General features: G+C 44.3%; 15 protein-coding genes and 1 tRNA gene. 14 read left to right on the forward strand and 2 right to left on the reverse strand.

Translation table 11 applies throughout. The annotated features are described in order from the left end of the window. Nucleotides 1-26: 26 nt before the first annotated feature. Together QUA97_RS04110 and QUA97_RS04115 are read left to right on the forward strand one after the other, a co-directional pair. Nucleotides 27-1,151 (forward strand): patatin-like phospholipase family protein, encoded by a 1,125-nt coding sequence (locus QUA97_RS04110; protein WP_194066565.1) that lies wholly within the window; start codon nt 27-29, stop codon nt 1,149-1,151. 279 nt (nt 1,152-1,430) lie between these two features. Next, nucleotides 1,431-1,519, forward strand: a tRNA-Ser gene (locus QUA97_RS04115). 112 nt (nt 1,520-1,631) lie between these two features. Here QUA97_RS04115 and QUA97_RS04120 read toward each other — a convergent pair. Beyond that, nucleotides 1,632-2,570 carry a serine hydrolase gene (locus tag QUA97_RS04120; protein ID WP_333193257.1) on the reverse strand — a complete coding sequence of 313 codons (939 nt, stop codon included), beginning with the start codon at nt 2,568-2,570 and terminating at the stop codon, nt 1,632-1,634. Between the two features lie 95 nt (nt 2,571-2,665). Here QUA97_RS04120 and QUA97_RS04125 point away from each other — a divergent pair, with 95 nt between their 5' ends. Both QUA97_RS04125 and QUA97_RS04130 read left to right on the forward strand, forming a co-directional pair. Then, nucleotides 2,666-3,367 carry a C40 family peptidase gene (locus QUA97_RS04125; protein ID WP_194066567.1) on the forward strand — a complete coding sequence of 234 codons (702 nt, stop codon included), beginning with the start codon at nt 2,666-2,668 and terminating at the stop codon, nt 3,365-3,367. 238 nt (nt 3,368-3,605) lie between these two features. Further along, nucleotides 3,606-4,610 carry a glycosyltransferase family 2 protein gene (locus tag QUA97_RS04130; protein ID WP_194066568.1) on the forward strand — a complete coding sequence of 335 codons (1,005 nt, stop codon included), beginning with the start codon at nt 3,606-3,608 and terminating at the stop codon, nt 4,608-4,610. 257 nt (nt 4,611-4,867) lie between these two features. On the opposite strand, the gene QUA97_RS04135 is transcribed toward QUA97_RS04130, so the two are convergent. Beyond that, nucleotides 4,868-6,037, reverse strand: a complete 1,170-nt coding sequence (locus tag QUA97_RS04135) for an IscS subfamily cysteine desulfurase (RefSeq protein WP_194066569.1) — start codon at nt 6,035-6,037, stop codon at nt 4,868-4,870. A gap of 96 nt (nt 6,038-6,133) precedes the next feature. Here QUA97_RS04135 and QUA97_RS04140 point away from each other — a divergent pair, with 96 nt between their 5' ends. The 10 genes from QUA97_RS04140 to ldpA all read left to right on the forward strand — a co-directional run bounded on the left by QUA97_RS04140 (nt 6,134) and on the right by ldpA (nt 17,524). Beyond that, complete coding sequence (locus tag QUA97_RS04140; protein WP_194066570.1) at nt 6,134-6,781, forward strand: hypothetical protein; 648 nt, start codon at nt 6,134-6,136, stop codon at nt 6,779-6,781. A 516-nt stretch (nt 6,782-7,297) separates the two neighbouring features. After that, on the forward strand, nt 7,298-8,620 hold the full coding sequence (locus tag QUA97_RS04145) for a four-carbon acid sugar kinase family protein (protein WP_333193263.1): 1,323 nt from the start codon (nt 7,298-7,300) through the stop codon (nt 8,618-8,620). A 421-nt stretch (nt 8,621-9,041) separates the two neighbouring features. Further along, on the forward strand, nt 9,042-9,938 hold the full coding sequence (locus QUA97_RS04150; RefSeq protein ID WP_194066572.1) for a hypothetical protein: 897 nt from the start codon (nt 9,042-9,044) through the stop codon (nt 9,936-9,938). A 252-nt stretch (nt 9,939-10,190) separates the two neighbouring features. Beyond that, entirely contained in the window at nt 10,191-10,868 is a 678-nt protein-coding gene (locus QUA97_RS04155; RefSeq protein ID WP_333193268.1) for a hypothetical protein, read from the forward strand. Further along, nucleotides 10,790-11,725, forward strand: coding sequence for a hypothetical protein (locus tag QUA97_RS04160; protein WP_333193272.1), 936 nt, complete (start codon nt 10,790-10,792; stop codon nt 11,723-11,725). The genes QUA97_RS04155 and QUA97_RS04160 overlap by 79 nt, the downstream gene beginning before the upstream one ends. 499 nt (nt 11,726-12,224) lie before the next feature. Then, nucleotides 12,225-12,863, forward strand: a complete 639-nt coding sequence (locus tag QUA97_RS04165) for a hypothetical protein (protein ID WP_194066574.1) — start codon at nt 12,225-12,227, stop codon at nt 12,861-12,863. An 80-nt stretch (nt 12,864-12,943) separates the two neighbouring features. After that, nucleotides 12,944-14,635 (forward strand): hypothetical protein, encoded by a 1,692-nt coding sequence (locus tag QUA97_RS04170; protein WP_228049813.1) that lies wholly within the window; start codon nt 12,944-12,946, stop codon nt 14,633-14,635. A gap of 87 nt (nt 14,636-14,722) precedes the next feature. Beyond that, the gene (locus tag QUA97_RS04175) at nt 14,723-15,715 is read left to right on the forward strand and encodes a hypothetical protein (RefSeq protein WP_333193276.1); all 993 of its coding nucleotides are present in this window, start codon (nt 14,723-14,725) and stop codon (nt 15,713-15,715) included. Next, nucleotides 15,639-16,100, forward strand: a complete 462-nt coding sequence (locus QUA97_RS04180; protein ID WP_333193278.1) for an O-antigen ligase family protein — start codon at nt 15,639-15,641, stop codon at nt 16,098-16,100. The genes QUA97_RS04175 and QUA97_RS04180 overlap by 77 nt, the downstream gene beginning before the upstream one ends. Nucleotides 16,101-16,378: 278 nt before the next feature. Then, nucleotides 16,379-17,524 (forward strand): circadian clock protein LdpA, encoded by a 1,146-nt coding sequence (ldpA, locus tag QUA97_RS04185; RefSeq protein ID WP_333193280.1) that lies wholly within the window; start codon nt 16,379-16,381, stop codon nt 17,522-17,524. Nucleotides 17,525-17,788 lie beyond the last annotated feature (264 nt).

Below are 17,788 nucleotides of genomic sequence, written 5' to 3' on the forward strand. Positions count from 1 at the left end.
CTAAAATCCCAAATCCAAAATCTAAAATGAGCAACTGGTATCCGCAGCAAATTTTGCAAGAACCCGGTGTCAGGATGTCCGCCACCGAAAGACAAACAATTCTCAGCAAATTTCCGCCTCCCGACGAAAACAATCAAATTTATGCCGACGCAATTTTTGAAGGCGGAGGCGTGCGTGGAGTTGCGTTTTTAGGGGCGCTCAGATGCTGCAGCGATTTGGGCATCCGCTGGCGAAAATTGGCAGGCACTTCTGCCGGTGCAATTACGGCTGCAGTATTGGCAACAGACTTGTCAATCGATGACTTAGAAGAACTGTTGGGACAGCTAGATTACAACATATTTTTAACTCAAAAAAATAGTCCTCTAATATTAAATGGCGACCCCGCAGACGACCTGCAATCTCCAGCTTGGACGCTACTTTTCCTAACAATTAGCCGCCAGATGGGTGAATATTCTTCGCAGCCTTTCCGGCAGTGGTTGGAAGCAACACTTGCTAAAGGTCACTTGCACACTTTTGCTGATGTCAAACAACTGGTAAAAGACCGGGAATTAAAAGTAGTAATATCTAACCTCAGTCGCGGTGAAATGTTGGTAATTCCCGATGATTTAAACCGACGGGAATCGGCGGATTCCGACGCTTTGTACGAGGAGTTGCAGCTCAAAAGCGCTGAAGATTTTAGCGTGGCTGAAGCGGTGCGGCTGTCGATGAGTATTCCCCTATTTTTTGAGCCGGGAAAACTCGGAAACGACTTAATTGTCGATGGGGGAATTCTGAGCAATTTTCCGCTGTGGATTTATGACACGCAATCGGGTTCGACTCCGGTTGCACCGCGCTGGTTTACCTTTGGGTTTCGGTTGGTTGATACTGGCCTGGAAAATCAAATTAAGATTAAAAATCCGGTGTCGATGCTGTCGGCGATGTTCACAACGATGATGAAAGCAAGAGACCGCTATCACCAGCGGGAGATGGATAAAGGTAGGGTGATTAATATTGATGTGACTGAAGCTCAGGTGACGACGACGGATTTTCAACTTGATGCCGATCGCAAGGCTAATCTGTACCGGTTGGGCTATTTGTATACTAAGAGGTTCTTTTTGAGTTCCAATTTTAGTTGGGAAAAGCACTTGAAGGCTAGGGGCTTTGGCGAGTAGGCATTGGGAATGGGCCCGCGCAGGGCATTGGGCATCGGCCCGCGCAGGGCATTGGCCCGCGCAGGGCATTGGGCATCGGGGATTGGGAATAGTTGATTTTTCTTTCTTCTTCCTTCTGACTTCAATATTTGAGTCAAGCTCAATAATTCATCTGTGTATCCGTGTCAAAATCCCTGTTGTACCCTTCTTCCTTCGAGACAGAGTAAGGGATTGAGGAATCTTTAAATTAGGGGTTGGCAAAAAGAAGATGTGTGTGCTATAGTTAGTTACCGTCATCTTGGAGAGGTGGCTGAGTGGTCGAAAGCGGCAGATTGCTAATCTGTTAAGGGTGTTAACATCCTTCGAGGGTTCAAATCCCTCCCTCTCCGTTCTAGAACTTGTAAGAAAAAATTATTGTTAATCAAATTTTTGGACGGGCTTTGAGCATCGTCCAAATTATTTTTGCAATTCAAGTCTAGTCGCAATAATCAGCTACTAAATCTAATTAAGTACCTTCATCGCTTCGACAAATTGCCGCGATATAAATGGCAAAATTTCTTCATTCTTGCTATTCTCTTTACCCTCGGTAAATACAACTAACAAATACGGCCGCAAACCGGGTATTTCAATATAAGCAGCATCGTGGCGAACTTGACTTGTCAGCCCTGCTTTTGACCACAATTTTGCATCTTCTGGCAATCCGCCGCCTAAAAAACCTGTAACTTGATTTTCGGGATCTGCCTCTAATTCTGCTGGTGCTAAACTGCGTTTCATTAAGCCCATCATTGCTTGCGATGCTTTGGCAGAAACAGCTACGCCGCCTATTATACTGTGCAGCAAACGCGCCGCTGCATTGGTGGTCAGCATATTTCTATTTTCCATTAATTCTCCCAGAAATGCTCGCTCGCGACCGTAGGGCCCATCGCACCAGGTTTTTTGATTGGCGTTAATATTTTGTAATTCCGGCCAATCTAATGATTGAAAGTAACGGTTGACGATGTTTCGCTGCTGTTTCCAAGTTTCAAAGGGGCTTGGTGATAATTCTGGGCCGCTGGTGGTGCCGGTGAGGGCATCTACTACTAAACCGGTGGCGTCGTTGCTGGAATCAACTATCATATCTCGGACGGCGCGTTCTAATTCTGGCGATGTTTGAATCATGCCTTTTTGGGCCCATTCCCAGATGGCAACGAGGTAGAATAATTTGATGATGCTGGCGGGATAAATTCGTTCGGATGCTCGGTTGCTAAAACCTCGCGGTTGATATTTCCAAAATTCTGGTGCGCTGAGGGCGCCGCCCGTGTTGACTCGCACTGGCGGATCGTAGACTATCCAGGTAATGGCTGTGCGATCGCCCGTCAATCCTGTAAATTCTGACAATGCAGAGTCTATAATGCTACTGCCGAGGGTTTCTAATTGTTCGTCTTTGTGGAAAAATGTCATGGTTTATGGCGGACGGTTAACGGTTAACGGCGGTTTGCTAATGGCCATAAATCGTTGGATGCGAACAATTAACAGCAAATAATTAGCAATTAGCAATGGTCAATTCTCAATTATCTGATGTTGTGGAGTACCGGGTGCGATCGCACATAAATATTTACGATTCCCCAAAGTGCGATCGTTTGGCAACTCAAGCATCGCAGGGCCGACATTTGCGCGCCCTCAACCAAAGTCGGAGCGAGGTAAACTTCGATACAAACGCTGTGATGGTACGGCTGTGCGAAGACGATTATCCCGGATGGTTGGATCTTCGAGATATTGACTTGCTCGAAGTCACAGAAACAGTGTATCATCCTTTGGTGCTTTCAGAGTTTCAAATCAGGGAAAAATTGCCCGTTGCAATTACTTTTGCTCGTGCAGCCATGAACCAATCTAATTATTATCTTTGGGGCGGTACAGTCGGGCCAAATTATGATTGTTCGGGATTGATGCAAGCTGCTTTTGTGGCTGCAGGCATTTGGTTGCCTAGGGATGCTTATCAACAGGAAGCTTTTACTAAACCTATTAGTATTGGTGCTGTAGAACCGGGAAATTTAGTATTTTTTGGAACGCCAGAAAAAGCCACTCATGTAGGATTGTGTCTCGGAGATCGTCGCTACATTCACAGTTCGGGACAAGCACAAGGTCGCAACGGTATCGGTATCGATGTTTTGTCGGAGGATGGGGATGAAGTCAGTCAATTTTATTACCATCAGTTGCGGGGATATGGTAAAGTGGTCGCCAGTTATCAACCTAGTTAGTTTATTTGGCGATCGCACTACGAACAAAGAAACCGGGTTTTTACCGAGATTGAGGGTGGGAACAAATGATTTTCGTAAAAAACCCGGTTTCTGGCCACCACGCCTAAGTTCTGTAGTTCTTAATTAATGACTAATGACTAATGACCAATGACTAATGACTAATGACTAATGACCAATGACTAATGACTAATGACTAATGACCAATGACTAATGATTACTGATATTATCGAATAAAAAAATGGACGCTGCATTATTTTTGGAAAAATTGGCTGCACAACAGGCTGGCGCTGAGGTTGTTCTCGACGTTTCGGTAGTAGTGCCGGTGTACAATGAGGTGGAAAGTTTGCCTCATTTGATTGAGGCGATCGCCTCTGCTATTCAACCATCAGGACTCAGCTATCAAATTATTTGTGTAGATGACGGTTCTAAGGACGGTTCTGCTGAACTTCTCAAACAATTGGCCGGTAGTCGCGATGACCTTTGTGCTGTGCTTTTGCGCCGCAATTACGGGCAAACTGCTGCGATGTCAGCAGGTTTCGATCGCGCGACAGGTCGTGCTATTGTTACCCTAGACGGCGATTTGCAAAATGATCCGGCTGATATTCCGCTATTGTTGGCAAAGTTAAATGAAGGCTACGATTTAGTTAGCGGCTGGCGCAAAAATCGGCAGGACAATACTATCAGCAGGTTAATTCCTTCTAAAATTGCTAACTGGCTGATTGGTCGGGTTACAGGCGTAACTTTGCATGACTACGGCTGTTCTTTGAAAGCTTACAAATCTGAGTTAGTCGCCGACTTGAATCTTTACGGGGAATTGCACCGATTTTTGCCGGCTTTGGCGTTTATTGAAGGGGCGAGAATTGCCGAAATGCCGGTGCGCCATCACGCCCGCCGTTTCGGTCAAAGCAAGTACGGAATTTGGCGGACTTTTCGGGTGTTGATGGATTTGTTAACTATTTCTTTTATGAAAAAGTTCCTGACTAGACCGATGCACGTTTTTGGACTTTTGGGACTGAGTTCTATGACGTTGGGAACGGTTTTAGGGATTTATTTGACTTTCGTGAAATTTGGTCTGGGTCAAAGTATTGGTAATCGTCCTTTGCTGATTTTGGCTGTGGTTTTGTTGTTAACTGGCGTGCAGTTATTTTGTTTTGGTTTGCTGGCGGAAGTGATGATGCGGACTTATCACGAGTCCCAGGGAAAACCGATTTATCGGGTGCGCGAGGTTCTTGGTTCTAAGTGAACGATCCTGTTAGTAGATCCCCGACTTCTAGCATTAGCTTTGATGTTGAGTCTGGGAAAGGGTTACAGAAGTTGGGGATCTGGTGTTATATGATTTAACTCATCTACCATATTGAACCGTCTAATCCCAAATGGTAAGGTGCGTCGCCACGCTTGAATCTGAAAGTTTCATTGAGTATCTTCTAGCGACGCACCCTACAGGTTACTATCAACTGTCAACTATCAACTGTCAACTGTCAACTGTCAACTGTCAACTGTCTAACTCATCACTTTTTGAGCTTGGCGGAGAGATGTGATAGTTGCGATCGCGTGTTCGGAGACTGCATCTATTTCTGCTGCGGTATTGAACCGGCCAATTCCAAACCGAATTGAAGCATAAGCTAATTTGTCCGATCGCCCGATCGCTGCTAAAACATGAGATGGAGCAATTTTCGCCGAAGTACAAGCCGAACCCGAAGAAACAGCCGCCGCCGATTGCAAACCCAATATCAACGCTTGACCGTCAACCCCGCCTACACTAATATTAAGATTACCGGGCAATCTCTTAGTAGCGTGACCGTTGAGAAAAACATCGTCCAATTCACTCAAATTTTCCCACAAACGCTGGCGCAAATTAATCACTCGTTCTGTTTCCGACTCCATTTCCGCAACGGCTAATTCTACTGCTTTGGCGAATCCGACTATTTGCGGTGGGTAGAGAGTTCCCGATCGCATTCCCCGTTCGTGGCCTCCTCCGTGCATTTGCGGCGCTAACTGCACTCTCGGTTTGTTGCGGCGGACGTAGAGGGCACCAATGCCTTTTGGCCCGTAGATTTTGTGCGCCGTCAATGACATTAAATCAATGTTCATCTCCTGTACGTCTAGAGGAATTTTGCCGATCGCCTGTGCCGCATCCGTGTGAAACAGAATGTCATTTCCCCGACAAATTGCAGCAATTTCGGCGATCGGTTGAATCACCCCAATTTCGTTATTAGCCGTCATCACTGAAACTAAAATTGTCTCGGCCCGAATCGCCTTGATCAAATCGCCAATATCAATCAATCCGTCACTTTTTACAGGTAAAACAGTAATATCAAACCCCAATTTTTGCAAATACGTACAGGGGTCAAGAATTGCATTATGTTCGGTTTTTACTGTAATAATGTGCTTTCCTTTGCTGAAATAACTTTCGGCGACACCTTTAATCGCTAAATTATTTGCTTCCGTCGCACCGCTAGTAAAAACAATTTCTTCTGGAGAAGCATTGATTGCTTCTGCTATGATTTGCCGCGATTTTTTAACCGCTGCTTCTGCTTCCCAGCCGTAGACGTGGTTGATGCTGGCTGCGTTGCCGAATTGTTCGGTAAAATACGGCAGCATCGCATCAAGTACCCGTTTGTCTACAGGAGTTGTGGCGTGGTTGTCTAGGTAGATAGGACGTGCGGACATAGTGCAGTTTTGGTTGAAAAAAGTGTTAGATTTATTGTAGACGAGCCTTTTGTTCTACCACAAAACTTTATATTTAACAAATATTTGTGAAGATTTATGCGAGCTGACATTCAAGGATTAGAAATTACTGTCGGTGAGCTCAGGCACCTGTGCGGCGCGGGGCCCCATCGCGTATACAGACCGGCGACTGCAACTAATTTTGCCCGCGAAGTTTTAAAAACCGTCGGTTTAATTGTTTTGGTTATAATCAGTTGTTGGTTGCTGGTTGCGATATTTCCTAGGGCTTATTTGTTTTGGTTCGCCCTCCACCTCGCGGCGATCTGCGGTTTAATTTTTGAGGATGCGTGGAAAATTTGGAGCAGCCAAAATAAAGATTTAATCAATTTGTTTGATGATGTCGATCGCTATAATGGTATAATCAAAGCCATCGAAATTAACGATCGCATAGAAGATGCGGGCAATGCGGAAGTCAAAATAGGCGATCGAGCCAAAGTCATTCAAGCCTTGCAGGCCATCAGAGAGGATTTAGTTCGAGCTTTGAAAACTGAAAGAATTCTCAGGGAAAACAAAAAATTTGTCGCAACTAACTCCGAACTGTTTGCCAATAATTTGAGAACTTTGAATGCCTTGCAAATTAGCGATCGAGCCAGCAAACAAGGGCGATTGCTCAACGAAGCTTTGCAGTTAGCTACAGAAGTTCAAGCAGAAATAAAAAAGTTGCAAGATCGAAACACTGCTAATTGAAAAAATGGAAAGATAAGATGGCGATTGAAACCGCGTCTACACTAATTCCATGCCAAGCGGAATGAAGAGAATAACGTAATTTTAAAAGCAGACGGCGGTTGAAACCGCCAGAAAGTCAAACTAATTCCATGCCAAGCGGAATGAAGAGAATAACGTAATTTTAACCAAATACGGTTCAGTTAAAAAGCTAATTTCTCCCCGCACAAATCAGTTAATTTATAACTATCATAATCTCGGAGGTGCGATCGCCGACCATCGCGAAAACTAACACTAAGAAATCTCTTCTAACACCAGCGTTAACCCAACCTTATTAAATTTTAACCGCCCCTTCTTCAACCCGCTCTTTAATGGCTGTAAGGTAAGTATAAACCGGGTTTCAACCGCCCGGTATTATTCAACACATCTTAAAATTCATGAATAATGAGAATTGTTAAGAAATATCCTAATTGTAAATTTTTGGCTGTTAAGTAACAGGTAAGGATATCTTGGAAAGGTGACGTTAACAACAAGGTCAGTATGTCTTCTAGCCAACCCAAGATTATAGTTCTCGACGACGATCCAACAGGTTCGCAAACCGTGCACAGTTGCTTGCTGCTGACACGTTGGGACGAAGATACCCTGCGTTTGGGGCTGCGGGACAAGTCCCCGATTTTTTTTATACTGACAAATACTCGATCGCTAACTCCCGAAAAAGCAGCCTCCGTCACCCGCGAAGTGTGCCAAAATCTCAAAAGGGCGATCGCCAGCGAAAAAATCGAAGACTTTCTAATAGTTAGCCGTTCTGATTCTACCCTGCGCGGTCACTATCCCATCGAAACCGACGCGATCGCCGAAGAACTAGGCCCCTTCGACGCACATTTTCTAATTCCCGCCTTTTTTGAAGGAGGCAGAATTACCCGCAACAGCGTACACTACCTCATGGTTAACAGCGTTGCAACCCCTGTTCACAAAACCGAATTTGCCAAAGATTCAGTCTTCGGCTACAGTCACAGTTACCTGCCAGACTACGTAGAAGAAAAAACCAAAGGTCGCATCAAAGCTGATACAGTCGATCGCATTTTACTCGCAGATATACGCTACGGAAGTTTAGATCGACTGATGGACATGACAGACAACCAATGTGCAGTTGTTGACGGCGAAAGTCAAGGCGATTTAAACACATTTGCCAAACACATTCTCGATGCAGCCAGTCAAGGCAAAAAGTTTTTATTCCGCAGCGCGGCCAGTATTTTAACATCCTTAGCTGACATCGGCCACCAGCCCGTAGCAGCCGACGAAATGGCAAAATACGTGAGGGATGGCAAACCGGGTGCAGTAATAGTTGGTTCCCACGTTAAGAAAACTACTGAACAATTGGAGCGGTTGTTAAAAGAACCCAATATAGTTAGCATTGAAATAGATGTATCTCACTTGTTAGAAGATTCACCCGAGTCTCGCACCCAAATGCTCGATGAAATTCTCGAAAAAGCCCGGACTGCTAATGCCGATGGTAAAACGCCTGTAATTTATACCAGCCGCAAGGAACTCGAATTTGACAATGCGGAAATCAGGTTAAAATTTGGAGAGGCGGTTTCTGCTTTATTGATGGATGTGGTGCGGGGACTGCCTGCCGATATCGGGTTTTTGATTAGCAAGGGCGGCATTACTTCTAATGATGTTTTGAGTACAGGTTTGTCGCTCAAAAGTGTCAGGCAAATCGGTCAAATTATCGCAGGTTGTTCGGTGGTGAAAACAGCAGCCGACCATCCTCTGTTTCCCAATTTACCCGTGGTTTTATTTCCGGGAAATGTGGGGGATAGCCATGCTTTGGCTACGGTTTACAAGCGGCTGAGCAAGTAACCAGCAGACAAATCTAAAAAAACAGAACACCCAGAACCCCGACTTCTCTAAGAAGTCGGGGTTCTAACATCGATACCAAGCTGGAGGCTTCTATTATTTTTATGACCTCAAGCCCGGTAAATATCATCTTGGACTTAGATACCTCATTGGCGCACAAAGAGCAACTAACATCAAAGAACAGGTATTAGAAAAAGTCTGGACTGGTTGGATAGCGATGCCTTTTGTGGACTTACACCTAGTAAATTGATGAACATACGAAACTTTATTGATAAATTATATATTGTAGTGTAAGATACTTTTTTTGGAGGCGATCGAAGTTTAGTATTTTTAATTGTTTCATCATAAAAATATCACGTAAAAAATCAGTATTTTTACGGTTAAAACATTTATGAATTAGTCCTAATATATAACCAAGTAATTGATGAGTCACTTTGTGAAAGCAAAGCTAATTGATGTGATTAAGCATTTTGCCTTGTTTTTATTGGCTTTAATCATTTCGGGTGTAATGGCACTGAGCCATGTGTCCGCAGGAGCGACAGCGCCCTCTGATATAGGAATAACCAGGGTGACTGAGTTGAAATCCGCTGAAATTGATGGCATCCGCTTTGAAAGCATAATGCCAGAGCCTGTATTGACCCTTTCCAAAAAACAACCTGACACTTCCGGTGTAATTGCGCTCGGCCATGTACCCAGATTGTTAGCTGGGGCTGTTGATGCGGAACTGGGGAGGGCAACTGAATTGACATCCTTTGAATCAACACATAGCAATATCGATAGCAATGCAGTTGAAAGAAATGGTATTCGGTTGGAAATTTTAGTACCAGACAGGGTATGGCGTATACCTGAAAAACAAGATGCTACTACTCCTGTTCGGATCGGTTTTCAAATTACAAACAACACACCTTACCCCATTCGCTTTCCTCCACTCGATCCCCTGCTGGTATTTCCACTAGCAATAGTAGATGCTGATGGTAATTTATTACGAAGTTCTGGGGGTAGAGGTATGCTTCTCAAGTCTCCGCAACTGGCTTGTCCCTTAGTTCAACCGCGAGAAAATCTAACCTTTTTCTTGAAAGCGGAACTTTTCTGGCAGAACAATCAGCTTCTATTTGGAGGCAATGATGGATTGGGTGGCGGATGGACTTTCGATATTGGGCCTGGTAACTATCAAATTAGGTTGAAATACATCAATCCTAGGTCAGTATTATTCTGTGATGACCCACACATGACTGAATACAAATTAACACGAGGGATTTGGACAGGTCAAATAGTCACACCCTTTGTGAAGTTTCGCATCGTCCAATCTGAATCCAAATAAAACTTAAGTGGCAATTTTTACTCGATTTCAGGTCAAGACTGTTATTTCCTAGTACATACAAAGGAGTTGTCAGCAATGAGACTATCCCAACACTGGACAATTTTATTAAGTTCACCCTTGCTGATTTTACTCACAGGTAGAGCCAGTTTCGCGTTTTCTTTCACAATGCCATCTCAACAACCAAACCCGATATGCACTCCTACCTCGCCTTACTGTTCCTCAATATCTCAGACAAAGCCTGGTGTTGGTACTTTGACTGTCTCTACTACCTCAGTCTCTGTACTCCCACTAGGTGGCACAAATGATTTTTTTAACCTTCTCACATCATCTGTTTGGGCCCAAAATGGTTGGACTTTTAACAAGGCGCAACCTGTAGAATCTTTAACAGGTAGGTTTGATATTGGGGTTTATGCTCCCTCTATTTTTCTTACTACCCCAGAAAGAATTGGAGCTGAAATACAAGTTCTTTATAACCCTGGTGTCGGAGATCCAGTAGGAAGTAACGTCCATTTTATCCAACGGGTAGTTAACAATCATGCTAATACCATTACCCTGCAGGGAGCCATCCAGCAACCGCCGGGAACTCCTGACGATAAAATTGATACAGTCCTAGAGCAAACTCAACTAGGTTTTATCGACCCTCGAAATCCCCAAAAACCAACATTTAACCCTTTTTACGACACCTATGGTCAGGTGGTAAGGTATCCAAATCAAACAATTCTTTTTGTAGATATTGTAGCTCGAGAATATATCTATTATAACAACAAAAACTGGAGCGCAGAACTTTATCTTGCTGAGGTCAAAGATCCCATTAATAACCCAAATGAAGTGACAATATATAATGGGATATCATGGGTTGGGAAAGCATATTCACTCCTCCTAAAACCTCTAAAAAGTTTTCCGACAGCCTCGCCTCCGGTTTGGAAGTAGACCGTTTTAACCTCTCTGACCTTACTCCTGGTTCCAAATATAGAGCCTGGACAAACAACGACCTCCCCTCCAACCGCTGCAACCCAAACACATTCTTAAGCACTGACAATGACTCAGGTTTTCAGCTAGGATTTAACGACGACAGTAGCCCTGTAGGAAATGGCTTTGCCTCCGCACTAACTGGTACTGTGGGCAGTAGTGGCAATATCAACCTCAATGTCAGTGCTGCTGGTGGAGGTGCTCGCGGACAAGACAGAGGCAATTACGAGCTGTTTGTTGATGTTTACGACCCGCAAGAATCGCCCGATTTTAGCTCTGCAGCTAGCGGCGGTGGCGGCTTTGGAAAAGAAATGCGCGGCCTCACTCAACAAAACCCCATCCTTCCCAATTCTCTCCAAAATGGCTGGCAAGTCTTCAACAAAGTTCCCGGCTGCCGCTGGTTTGACCCTCCCACTACTTACGGCTTTGAATTCCAATCTCTGGAAGACACTTTATTTACTGAAATTCTTGATTTCCCTGTGGGCGATGACCAGGAATTTACTGTTGCAGTGGGAGACTCGATTCTCGGTAATTTCAGTCCGGGAGATAAATTAGACTTTATTTCTTTGTTGGGTTATCCAGTAGATAATTTTAGAATCACTGGGATTGATTCATTATTTGGCCCGACAGCAGAAACAGCATTTCCAATTCAATTAGCTTTTAAGGAAAGGGAAGGAAGTTTCAAGATGCGGCAAATTTCTCGGCCAATTGATGCGGAAGCTGTACCGGAACCGGGGAGTATTTTGGCGGCTAAGGGAATGCTGCTGTGGTTTGCTGCGATGCGCTATATTTTGCGGAAAAAGCGACAGGCTGGATAATTTTTACAGGGCCTAATATCCCGACCGGGGCGGGTTTTTGAGATTGGAGATTGTTGGCAGATATTGTTGGTGAACCCGCCCCTACAGGAATCACTATCGAATGAACTGAAGATTCTGCGATTGCTCTCTCGTCGCGCACTGACACAAAGCTCGCAATTACACAACTACATTTATTTTTATTACCTCAAGCCCGGTACATATCATCTTGGACTTATATACCACGTTTCCGCACAAAGAGCAACTAACATCAAAGAACAGGTATTAGAAAAAGTCTGGACTGGTTGGATAGCGATGCCTTTTGTGGACTTACACTTGGTAAGTTGATGAACATACGAAACTTTATTGATAAATTATATATTGTAGTGTAAGATACTTTTTTTTGCAGGCGATCGAAGTTTAGTATTTTTAATTGTAGCAGCAAAAAAATATCACGTAAAAAATCAGTATTTTTACGGTTAAAATATTTATGAATTAGTCCTAATATATAACCAAGTAGTTGATGAGTCACTTTAAGAAAGCAAAGCTGATTGATGTGATGAAGCATTTGGGCTTATTTTTATTGGCTTTAATCCTTTCGGGTGTAATGGCACTGAGCCATAGGTCCGCAGGAGCGACAACGCCCTCTGATAGTAGTATTAAGCTTGAAACTCTAGTCCCGGAAAGAGTATTGACAATTCCCCAAAATGAACCTAGTAATTATACTCCTATACAATTTGGAGTTCGTATTACTAACAATACCCTAACAGCCTTTCGCGTTTCTTTGGATTCTTTGACACCTGAATTTATGGCGGTGGATGGTGAAAATTTTTATGCAGGTAAAATTCAAGTTAGTCTGGTATTTCGGACTGAATCAGATTTTCCATTAGTTAGAGCGGGAGAAAGCCTTAACCTTTTCTGGGAGGGGAAATTTTATTGGGGCGCTCAAAATATTTACCTTCAAATACCTGACAAATATAGTAATCTCTGGTTTTTTAGAGGATTCAAACCGGGTATTTCTAAGGTTCGGTTTACCTACACCAATGCTGAGGCCCAGAGATGGTATCGGGATCGTGAAAAGGCAGAACGCAAGCAATTGATGGGAGTGTTGACAGGTAATTTATCTAGTCCGTGGACACAGTTTAGCTTTGTACTACCCTAACCTATTTTGCTTAATAATTGCCGCAATCGCATCACAAATAAAATTTTTCTTTTTTTTTAATATGTGGAGGATTTATAAAAATGCAATTTCTACTTCTACCTAAAGTTTGGTTCGCATCAATGGTTCCGATAGCTCTAATTACAGAGCCTGTATTTGCATTCCAGCTTAGAGGTACAACAGCAAGTTCTTCTCAGGAAACCTATGTGACAATTCCCGACACTGGCGACAGCGGTAAAATTACTGTTACAACAAAAGATATCAAAGAAATAAAACGAGGTGGAAGCGATGCACTTCTGGATTTGTTAAGACCTTATCAGCAGCAAGGTTGGAAATTTAAACAAGGTGGTAACTTAGGAGGGGCTTTTAATGTGATTTCTTACTATCCCTGCGCTCCTATAACTCAGTGTGGTAAGGAAATGTCTATTTTTCCTGAACTTGGTATTCCTCCTAGTGGAAAACAAATGGGCCTTGGAGCTAGTATTTGGATAGATTATGAAGCCGACCCGAATGATGAACCAAAATTTGGTCAAACTTATTGGATTCAAAGGGTAAATGTTAATACGGGCGGACAGCCTGTATCTGCTTATGGGATGACAGCTACGTCTTTTAATCTAATCGATAATCTATCCTCTAATACTCCTTTCTATCTAGCGGCTGATTATCTGGGTAGGTTTAATCCTCAAACAAATCTACCATCATACTCTTTTCTAGACGTGCCTTACGTTTTAGGGACAAATTCCAACCCAAGTTATATCTATAATCATGACTGGAATTTTGAACTTTATCTAGCTTATCTCAGACCAAACCAAGAAGTCACAATTTACAACGGAATCTCATGGGGATGGACAAACACATTCACTCGTCCTAAAACCACTAAAAAGTTCTCCGACAGCCTCGCCTCCGGTTTGGAAGTAGACCGTTTTAACCTCTCTGACCTTACTCCTGGTTCCAAATATAGAGCCTGGACAAACAACGACCTCCCCTCCAACCGCTGCAACCCCAACACATTCTTAAGCACTGACAATGACTCAGGTTTTCAGCTAGGATTTGACGACGACAGTAGCCCTGTAGGAAATGGCTTTGCCTCCGCACTAACTGGTACTGTGGGCAGTAGTGGGAATATCAACCTCGATGTCCGTGCTGCTGGTGGAGGTGCTCGCGGTCAAGACACAGGCAATTACGAGCTGTTTGTTGATGTTTACGACCCACAAGAATCGCCAGATTTTAGCGTAGCAACTAGCGGCGGCGGCGGCTTCGGAAAAGAAAAGCGCGGCCTGACACAGCAAAACCCCATCCTGCCCAATTCTCTCCAAAATGGCTGGCAAGTCTTCAACAAAGTTCCCGGCTGCCGCTGGTTTGACCCTCCCACTACTTACGGCTTTGAATTCCAATCTCTGGAAGACACTTTATTTACTGAAATTCTTGATTTCCCTGTGGGCGATGACCAGGAATTTACTGTTGCAGTGGGAGACTCGATTCTCGGTAATTTCAGTCCGGGAGATAAATTAGACTTTATTTCTTTGTTGGGTTATCCAGTAGATAATTTTAGAATCACTGGGATTGATTCATTATTTGGCCCGACAGCAGAAACAGCATTTCCAATTCAATTAGCTTTTAAGGAACGGGAAGGAAGTTTCAAGATGCGGCAAATTCCCAAGCCCATTGATGCGGAAGCTGTACCGGAACCGGGGAGTATTTTGGCGGCTAAGGGAATGCTGTTATGGTTCGCTGGGATGCGCTATATTTTGCGGAAAAAGCGACAGGCTGGTTAAACAGTTGGCAGTTGGCAGTTGGCAGTTGACAGTTGACAGTTGACAGCGAGGTTTTTAAACAGTGACATAACTATCTTTCCGATCGAAATGATGAAACATAGATTCTGCGATCGCGATGCTAGCCCGAACAGTGACACAACTATCTTTCCGATGAAAAATCTTTACACTCTGCTATATGCTTTCAGCCTCATTCTCATCAACCCCTGGGGAGGCAGCCGCGGCGAAATTTGGACGCAACCTAAAGTTTTTGTTGTCCTGCTGATTGTGCTTTCAAATTTATCATTCTTATGGGAAGAAAGGAAACTTTTAACTTTTTCCCGGCAGTGGAAAGTCTGCCTGATTTTGTGGGGAGTTTTTTTGACGGTGGGAGCGATTTCTACCCTAAACAGTCCTTTCCCGGAGCGTTCTTTTTGGGGACAAAACCAAATGGGAGACGGCTGGCTGTACTGGCTGTTAATTTCTATTTTTAGCCTCACCAATAGGCTGCTGTTAAAACTGCATCCAGAATTGTTTCGCTGTCAAATGCGGGGTTTGCTGATAGGAGGTGCGGTTGTAGCTGTTAGCGTTTTTCCGCAAGTTTTCAACTGGCAAATTGATTATACAGCAACGAACGGTCAGTCGATCGCACATGATGTTTTGGCGAGCACGATTTTTCGGGGACAGCAGCCGTTAGCGCAGCCCTCGAAGAGGATCGCACTTTTCTCGCACCGCGGCCACGCAGCTATAGTATTGACTCTGACAGCCGTTATTTGTGCGGTAGCTTGGAAGTGGAAATTAATTAGCGATCGCACTTCCACTCTCGCTTTATTTCTCATTCTCCCCGCTTTGCTCTTTACCAACACTCGCACAGCCATTTTATCTTTAATTATATCACTATCTTACTTGTTGGGACGGCAATATTACAAACAATTAATTCCAGCTATTGCGATCGGCTTAGTGGCAATTAGTGTGATGACTTTTACGCTAACCTCTGGACTGGAATCGAGTATCTGTTGCACAAGTAATGTCCAGCCGATCGCCCTTGTGGGAAATTGCTGTGCGCGGGATTCAAAAACGACCTCTCTTTGGCTGGGGTTTTAACGGATTTGGCATCGCATATCCTTTCGTCGCCAATCCCAATAAGGTTCCTGAAATTGTGAACTTAGGTCAGTTTTCTTATGATTATATGGCCCCAAACGGACGGGTTCGCACTGAAAAAATACCGAGTTATAAAGCTCACAATTGGATTTTAGATACTGCTATTTCTACAGGCATTCTGGGACTAATCGCTGCTGTTGCTTTGTGGGGATATTGCTTGAAATGCGCGATCGTGTCGCTAAATACCGATTTATCAGCAGTGGCGATCGGCTATTTAACTTTCATTCTGCCTTGGTTTGAGTGCGCTCAATACGCGCAGGTGCTTTGGTTAGCGCTAGATGGCTCCGAATCGAGTTTTCCTAGTCCAAAACTCTCAATCCTGCAATAATAGTCGGCTTTTCTCTTGCACCCACCGCTAACAAATGATATTATTATAAGTCTGCCTGCAATTAAAACCTCAGCCAAAAATTAAAAATTGTACCCGTAACAAAAACTCTTAAAAAAATTAGATTGCCAAAAAAGTCATGCTCGATACTCCACATCTAGGGCTGACCCCCAAGTCCCACTCCTATCGGTAGCGTTTTGATACTTGTATCTGGCTGAGCCGGAAAACTCAGTACAAATTTTTGCCTCGTAATTTTTAGCTCAAAGGATTAACATATAAGGGTGACAGAACATTATCATCCACTAAACTCATTAAAAAGCGGCCGCTGGTTCAAGTTGATCTGTGGGGCGAGCTTTCAACACCTGCCGGCGGTTCGGAATCTCACCTTGGCTTACACCTTAGCAGGCGCTGACTGTATCGATGTCGCGGCAGATCCCGCCGCCGTCGCAGCAGCGAAAGAAGCCCTACAAGTTGCCAGCGAATTACAGGCAAAAACCCCCAACCGCAGGTTTGGGGGCAAAGGGTTGCCCTGGCTGATGGTGAGTTTAAACGATGGGGAAGACCCGCATTTTCGCAAGGCCGAATTCAACCCAGCCGATTGTCCGACGGACTGCTGGCGGCCTTGCGAAAAAATATGTCCGGCCTCGGCAATAGTTTTTCAGGAAGCTGTTGAGGGTTTTTCCGGGGTGATAGACCAGCAATGCTATGGCTGCGGTCGCTGTTTGCCAATTTGTCCGAGCCAATTAATCTACACTCGTTCTTACGTGTCTGCTCCCGCTGCGATCGCACCTTTAATCTTGCAATCCGGTGCGGATGCCCTAGAAATCCACACGCAAATAGGCAGAGAAGTAGATTTTGCGCGACTTTGGTCGAGCATAGCTCCGTGGGTCGATCGACTCAAATTAATAGCAATTAGTTGCCCCGATGGAGACGGTTTGATTGACTATTTGCGGACACTATATCAAATAATTTCCCCCCTTCCTTGTCCCCTAATTTGGCAAACCGACGGTAGGCCAATGAGCGGAGATATCGGAACAGGAACTACTAGAGCCGCAGTAAAACTCGGTCAAAAAGTTTTGGCTGCCCAGTTGCCGGGATTCGTGCAACTTGCAGGAGGCACTAACGATCGCACTGTCAGCAAACTCAGAGCCTCTGGACTGCTTTTGGATGGCGGAAAAAAATTGTCATCTCCCCCCATCCAATACATTGCAGGTGTAGCTTACGGCAGCTATGCCAGGGTTTTGCTGTCGCCAATTTTAGAACAATTAGACACAATGCAGAGCGATCGAGCGTTGGCAGTTCCAGCAGCCAAGCCAGCAGCCGAAGTTCCAACACATCGGTTGAATCAACTCGAAGCCGTCCCAGAACTTCTCTCGGAGGCCGTGAGTTTAGCTCGTTCTCTAGTTTCCCAGATTAAAAGTCATTAGTCATTGGTCATTGGTCATTAGTCATCAGTCATCTTGCCCGCTCGCGAAGTCGAAGCGTGGTCATTAGTTAATCAAAAACAACTGACAGCTAACAACTGTATATCACCATCGCATTTGCGACCTCAGAAACCCGGTTTCTTAGTATATTTCTCGTTCATCCACGCAAAACTCGTAGAAACCCAGTTTCTAACTGCCCGTGCGTAATCCGCGAACTGATGACTAATGACTAATGACTAATGACTAAAAAGTTGAAAACGTCACCGA

The organism is Microcoleus sp. CZ3-B2 (genome assembly GCF_036705055.1).
In the GTDB taxonomy this organism is placed as follows: domain Bacteria; phylum Cyanobacteriota; class Cyanobacteriia; order Cyanobacteriales; family Microcoleaceae; genus Microcoleus.

Coding starts and splice junctions, on each gene's coding strand:
- QUA97_RS04180 (WP_333193278.1), top strand. CDS start 15,639: ATGTCCAGCCGATCGCCCTTGTGGGAAATTGCTGTGCGCGGGATTCAA.
- QUA97_RS04125 (WP_194066567.1), top strand. CDS start 2,666: ATGGTCAATTCTCAATTATCTGATGTTGTGGAGTACCGGGTGCGATCG.
- QUA97_RS04135 (WP_194066569.1), bottom strand. CDS start 6,037: ATGTCCGCACGTCCTATCTACCTAGACAACCACGCCACAACTCCTGTA.
- QUA97_RS04150 (WP_194066572.1), top strand. CDS start 9,042: ATGAGTCACTTTGTGAAAGCAAAGCTAATTGATGTGATTAAGCATTTT.
- QUA97_RS04120 (WP_333193257.1), bottom strand. CDS start 2,570: ATGACATTTTTCCACAAAGACGAACAATTAGAAACCCTCGGCAGTAGC.
- QUA97_RS04165 (WP_194066574.1), top strand. CDS start 12,225: ATGAGTCACTTTAAGAAAGCAAAGCTGATTGATGTGATGAAGCATTTG.
- QUA97_RS04170 (WP_228049813.1), top strand. CDS start 12,944: ATGCAATTTCTACTTCTACCTAAAGTTTGGTTCGCATCAATGGTTCCG.
- QUA97_RS04145 (WP_333193263.1), top strand. CDS start 7,298: ATGTCTTCTAGCCAACCCAAGATTATAGTTCTCGACGACGATCCAACA.
- QUA97_RS04175 (WP_333193276.1), top strand. CDS start 14,723: ATGATGAAACATAGATTCTGCGATCGCGATGCTAGCCCGAACAGTGAC.
- QUA97_RS04160 (WP_333193272.1), top strand. CDS start 10,790: ATGGGTTGGGAAAGCATATTCACTCCTCCTAAAACCTCTAAAAAGTTT.
- QUA97_RS04110 (WP_194066565.1), top strand. CDS start 27: ATGAGCAACTGGTATCCGCAGCAAATTTTGCAAGAACCCGGTGTCAGG.
- QUA97_RS04130 (WP_194066568.1), top strand. CDS start 3,606: ATGGACGCTGCATTATTTTTGGAAAAATTGGCTGCACAACAGGCTGGC.
- QUA97_RS04140 (WP_194066570.1), top strand. CDS start 6,134: ATGCGAGCTGACATTCAAGGATTAGAAATTACTGTCGGTGAGCTCAGG.